This is a genomic window from Rhodococcus sp. ENV425 (genome assembly GCF_002887785.1).
Lineage (GTDB): Bacteria > Actinomycetota > Actinomycetes > Mycobacteriales > Mycobacteriaceae > Rhodococcus > Rhodococcus aetherivorans.
Map to the genome: position 1 here is coordinate 7,234 of NZ_PCZU01000071.1, position 5,003 is coordinate 12,236.

At 73.3% G+C, this 5,003-nt stretch carries 7 protein-coding genes; 6 read left to right on the forward strand and 1 reads right to left on the reverse strand.

Annotation, left to right across the window (positions count from 1 at the left end):
- The 6 genes from mltG to CQZ88_RS05580 all read left to right on the forward strand — a co-directional run.
- A partial coding sequence (gene mltG / locus CQZ88_RS30485; RefSeq protein WP_258008453.1) for an endolytic transglycosylase MltG occupies positions 1–1,118 on the forward strand: 1,118 nt, incomplete at its 5' end.
- Entirely contained in the window at positions 1,108–1,941 is an 834-nt protein-coding gene (locus tag CQZ88_RS05560) for a shikimate dehydrogenase (protein WP_050035200.1), read from the forward strand. The genes mltG and CQZ88_RS05560, both read left to right, overlap by 11 nt.
- A gap of 86 nt (positions 1,942–2,027) precedes the next feature.
- A complete protein-coding gene (locus CQZ88_RS05565; protein ID WP_082120241.1) occupies positions 2,028–2,468 on the forward strand; it encodes an SRPBCC domain-containing protein in 441 nt (146 codons plus the stop codon).
- Positions 2,461–2,802: a helix-turn-helix transcriptional regulator gene (locus CQZ88_RS05570; protein WP_006947009.1), complete on the forward strand. Its 342-nt coding sequence runs from the start codon at positions 2,461–2,463 to the stop codon at positions 2,800–2,802. The genes CQZ88_RS05565 and CQZ88_RS05570 overlap by 8 nt, the downstream gene beginning before the upstream one ends.
- Positions 2,803–2,914: 112 nt before the next feature.
- Positions 2,915–3,268, forward strand: a complete 354-nt coding sequence (locus CQZ88_RS05575; protein ID WP_006947008.1) for a YciI family protein — start codon at positions 2,915–2,917, stop codon at positions 3,266–3,268.
- Between the two features lie 7 nt (positions 3,269–3,275).
- On the forward strand, positions 3,276–4,502 hold the full coding sequence (locus CQZ88_RS05580; protein WP_065922583.1) for an RNA polymerase sigma factor: 1,227 nt from the start codon (positions 3,276–3,278) through the stop codon (positions 4,500–4,502).
- On the opposite strand, the gene CQZ88_RS05585 is transcribed toward CQZ88_RS05580, so the two are convergent.
- The gene (locus tag CQZ88_RS05585) at positions 4,495–4,869 is read right to left on the reverse strand and encodes a DUF1622 domain-containing protein (protein ID WP_006947006.1); all 375 of its coding nucleotides are present in this window, start codon (positions 4,867–4,869) and stop codon (positions 4,495–4,497) included. The genes CQZ88_RS05580 and CQZ88_RS05585 overlap by 8 nt on opposite strands.
- Positions 4,870–5,003 lie beyond the last annotated feature (134 nt).

Genomic DNA, 5,003 nt, shown 5'->3' on the forward strand with positions numbered 1-5,003 from the left:
TCCTCGCCGTCGCGGCCGTGCTGGTCCTGCTCCTCGGCGGCGGATTCTTCGCCTACCAGAAATTCACCGGCCCGGACCTGCCGCCCGACTACACCGGTGCGGGCGGTCCCGCCGTCGTGGTGCAGGTGCACCCGGGCGACACCGCCGAGCAGATCGGCGCCGCCTTCAAGGAGGCGGACATCGTCGCCAGCTCCGATGCCTTCTACAACGCCGCCGTCCAGGACCCCGGCATGAACTCGCTGCAGCCGGGCTTCTACTCGATCGCCAGCCGGCTTCCCGCCCGCGAGGCCGTCGCCGCCCTGGTCGACCCCGCGAACCGGGTGGGGGCGGTGGTGATCTCCGAGGGCCGGCAGTTGCACGACATCCGTGACGTCAACACCGGCGCGGTGCGCAAGGGCATCTACACCCTCATCGCGGAGGCCAGCTGCCTCGACCGCGACGGGCAGCGCACCTGCCTGACGTACGAGGAGCTCGACGCGGCCGGCGCGAGCACCGACCTCGCCGCGCTCGGCGTGCCGGAATGGGCGCGGGGCGCGGTCGCGAACGTGCCCGACCGCAACCGTCAGCTCGAGGGGCTCATCGCGGCGGGCCGCTGGGACTTCGACCCCAGTGCCGGGGCCGCCGAGATCCTGCGGTACCTCGTCTCCACCAGCGCGCAGCGCTACGACGAGACCGGCATCACCCAGGCCGCGGCGAAGGTCGGGCTGACCCCGTACGAGATGCTCGTCGCCGCGTCCCTCGTGGAACGCGAGGCGCTGCCGGACGACTTCGCGAAGGTCGCGCGGGTGATCCTCAACCGCCTGAAGATCGGGCAGCCGCTGCAGTTCGACTCGACGGTCAACTATGCCCTCGACGAAACCGAGCTGGCGACCACCGACGCCGACCGGGCGCAGGTCACCCCCTGGAACACGTACGCGAGCCCCGGACTGCCCGCCACGCCGATCTCGTCGCCGAGCATCGAGGCGCTGCAGGCCGTGGAGAACCCGGAGGCGGGGGACTGGACGTACTTCGTGACCATCGACGCCCAGGGCACGACCCTGTTCACCAACAGCTACGACGAACACCTGACGAATACGCAGCAGGCTCTGGAAAGCGGAATCCTCGACAGTGGCAGATGACATCGTGACCGGCGGCCGCAAGGCCGCGGTCCTCGGCAGCCCCATCGCGCATTCGAAGTCCCCGCTGTTGCACCTGGCGGCCTACCGGGCGCTGGGGCTGACGGACTGGACGTACGAGCGCATCGAATGCACCGGCGAGCAGCTGCCGGCGCTGGTGGCCGGGCTCGGCCCCGAGTGGGTCGGGGTGTCGGTGACGATGCCCGGCAAGTTCGCGGCGCTCGAGTTCGCCACCGAGCGTACCGACCGGGCGGTGCTGATCGGCTCGGCCAACACCCTGGTGCGGACCGCGGACGGCTGGCGGGCCGACTGTACCGACGTCGACGGCGTCACCGGCGCGCTGCGCGCCGCCGGCGTCGGGGATCTGACCGGCGCCTCGGCGGTGGTGGTCGGGGCCGGGGGGACGGCGCGCCCGGCCCTCGTGGGGCTCGCCGAGCTCGGGGTCACGTCGGTGACCGTCGTCGCCCGCAGCGAGCTCCGGGCCGCCGAGACATTCGACTGTGCCGAGGCGGTGGGCATGAAGCCGCGCTGGCTGCCGTTCGACGCCCCGGAACTCGGGGAGGTGTGCGCGTCCGCGGGCGCGCTGGTGAGCACCGTGCCGGCGGCGGCGGCCGCGCCCTACGCGCAGCAGCTCGGCCGCGCGCCGTTCGTCCTCGACGCGATCTACGACCCGTGGCCCACGCCGCTCGCCGAGGCCGCCGCGGCGCACGGCTCGGTCGTCGTGGGTGGCCTGCAGATGCTGCTGCACCAGGCGTTCGGCCAGGTCGAGCAGTTCACCGGCCGGCCGGCCCCGCGGGAGGCGATGGCGGCGGCCGTCGCCGGCTGAACCACCGGTAGGTGCTACCGTCCGGTTGCACATCGTCCGGGTAGGTGCAACCATGAAGTTGCATGTCATCGGACGAGGAGGTTCCCATGGACACGCAGGACCGCATCGAACGGGAGATCCGCATCGAGGCGCCCGCCGCTCGGGTGTGGCAGCTCGTCGCCCGGCCCGGCTGGTGGATCGGCGACGGCGACCGTTCCGGGCACACCGTGACCACCGACGGCGACCTGATCGTCGTCCACGACCCGCGGTACGGGAAGTTCCCGATGTACCGGGTGGCGTCCGATGAGCCCCGATACCTCGCGTACCGCTGCTCGGCGGTGATCGACGAGCCGCCCCGTGACGGCGCCGCCACCCTCGTCGAGTTCGTCCTCACCGAGGTGGGCGGCGGCACCGTCCTGCGCGTCGTCGAGAGCGGGTTCGGCGCCCTGGACGGGACCCCGGCACAGCGCCGCGAGGCGTTCGAGGGCAATACCGACGGCTGGCGGCAGCAGCTCGACATCGCCAAACGGGACGTCGAGAGTGCCTGACCCCGCCGATTCCGCCGTCGGCGCGGTGCTCGCGGCGCTGGCCGACCCGACCCGCCGGCTCATCCTCGGCACGCTCGCCGAACTGGGGAGGGCCAGCGCCACCACGCTCGCCGGGCGGGTCCCGGTCTCGCGCCAGGCGGTGGTCAAGCAACTCCAGATCCTCGAGACCGCGGGCCTGGTCGACGCCGCCCGCGCCGGCCGGGAGGTGCTCTACACCCCGCGCCCCGAGACCCTGGACGGCTCGGCCCGGTGGCTCGCCGAGCTGGCCGACGCCTGGGACCGCCGTCTCGGGGCGGTGAAACGCGCCGCCGAAGAGGGCCGGCCCTCCCGCTGACCGGCGGAGGAAGAAAATTCCGCGCCGGATGTCGATCCACCCGCCGGCCGTTCGTGTACAGGTTGGATCACCGGCACCGGGCCGGGGACCGCCACCGCGAGGAGGATCGGCCATGACCCAGTACCTGCTGAGCATCTACCAGCCCGACGGTGACCCGCCGCCGCCGGAGTTCCTCGACCCGATCATGCGCGACGTCGAGGCCGTCGATGCCGAGATGCGTGCCGCCGGCGTCTGGGTGTTCGCCGGGGGACTGCACCCCCCGAGCACCGCCACCGTGCTCCGGCTCGCGGGCGACGGCATCCTCACCACCGACGGCCCGTACCTCGAGGGCAAGGAACACATCGGCGGGTTCACCGTGATCGAAGCGCCCGACCTCGACGCCGCCCTGGAGTGGGGCCGCAAGCTCGCCCGCGCGATCACGCTGCCGATCGAGGTGCGGCCGCTGCAGGGCGGGCACTGCGGGTGACACGCCCGTGCCCGAGGTGACGGACGCGGAGATCGCGCGCGTGTTCCGCGCCGAACACGGCCGTGCGGTCGCCGCGCTCGTCCGCGCCTTCGGGGACATCGACCTGGCCGAGGAATCCGTGCAGGACGCGTTCGCCGTCGCCGTCGCCCGGTGGCCGGTCGACGGGCTGCCGCCGAGCCCGGCCGGGTGGATCGTCACCACCGCCCGGCGCCGCGCGATCGACCGGATCCGCCGGGAGAAGGCCCGCGCCGGCAAGCACGCCGACGCCGCCCGGCTGCACGAATCCGGGGACACCGCCGTCGACGGCGAGGAGACCGTCGTGCCCGACGACCGGCTGCGCCTGATCTTCACGTGTTGCCATCCCGCGCTGGCGCCCGCCGCCCGCGTCGCCCTCACGCTGCGGTTGCTCGGCGGCCTGACCACGGCCGAGATCGCCCGGGCCTTCCTCGTCCCGGAGACGACCATGGCGCAGCGGCTGGTGCGCGCCAAGGGCAAGATCCGCGACGCCCGCATCCCGTACCGCGTTCCGGACCCCGGTGAGCTACCCGCCCGCCTCGGCTCCGTGCTCGCCGTCGTCTATCTCGTCTTCACCGAGGGGCACACCGCGGCCGGTGGGGACCGGCTGGTCCGCGACGACCTGTGCACCGAGGCGATCCGGCTCGCCCGCCTGCTGGCCGAGCTCATGCCCGACGAACCCGAGGTGCTGGGCCTGCTCGCGTTGCTGCTGCTCGCCGACGCGCGACGACCGGCCCGCACGAACGCCGCCGGGAATCTGGTGCCCCTCGCCGAGCAGGACCGCGGGCTGTGGGACCGCGACCGGATCGCCGAGGGACAGGCCCTCGTCCGGCGCTGCCTGCGGCTCGGGCGGCCCGGCCCGTACCAGATCCAGGCCGCGATAGCCGCCGTCCACGGCGATGCCGCCACGGTCGAGACGACCGACTGGCGGCAGGTCGTCGCGCTCTACGATCAGCTGCTCGTCGTCGCACCCACCCCGGTCGCCGCCCTGCACCGGGCAGTCGCGGTGGCCGAGGTCGACGGCCCCGCCGCGGGTCTCGCCCTCGTCGACGCCCTCGACCTGGACCGCTACCACCTGTTCCACGCGGTGCGCGCCGACATGCTCCGCCGGCTCGGCCGCATCCCGGAGGCCGCCGCGGCGTACGACGCGGCGCTCGCGCGGACCGCCAACGCCGCCGAGCGCAGCTTCCTGCAGCGCCGTCGCGCCGAGCTCAGCTGACCGGCGACTCCTCCGCCGGCGGCCCGGTCCTGCCGTTCTGCCACGGCCACCGGCCGGAGATCTCGAGCTGCAGGGACCAGCTCAAGAAGGTCCGGATGAGGACGATGACCGCCAGTACCCCTACCGAGGTGAAGGTGGGGGTGACGGCGACCGTCTTGATGATGTCCGCGGCCACCAGGAATTCGAGACCGAGCAGGATCGACCGCCCGAGATCGCGCCGATAGCGTTCGTAGATCGGTGCGGCGGCGGAGCGGCGCCAGGACCGCACGGCGACCCAGCTCGCCACCGCCGCACCGACGACGATCACCGCCACCCCGACCACGTCGACGGCGCCGCCGACGGTCTCGAGCACGCGGGACAGCTCCATGCGAACCTCCGGGGTGCGGACGGGACGATTCGGTCATGTTCGCAGGTCCGGCTCGATCCGTCCCGGCAACCGGTTGTCCACACCCGGACCGGTTATCCACAGATTCCGCCTGCGGGCGGCGAGATCGCCGTGCC

Excerpts from the sequence above, each read along its gene's own strand:
- CQZ88_RS05575 (WP_006947008.1), top strand. The coding sequence starts at position 2,915 with ATGACCCAGTACCTGCTGAGCATCTACCAGCCCGACGGTGACCCGCCG.
- CQZ88_RS05565 (WP_082120241.1), top strand. The coding sequence starts at position 2,028 with ATGGACACGCAGGACCGCATCGAACGGGAGATCCGCATCGAGGCGCCC.
- CQZ88_RS05585 (WP_006947006.1), bottom strand. The coding sequence starts at position 4,869 with ATGGAGCTGTCCCGCGTGCTCGAGACCGTCGGCGGCGCCGTCGACGTG.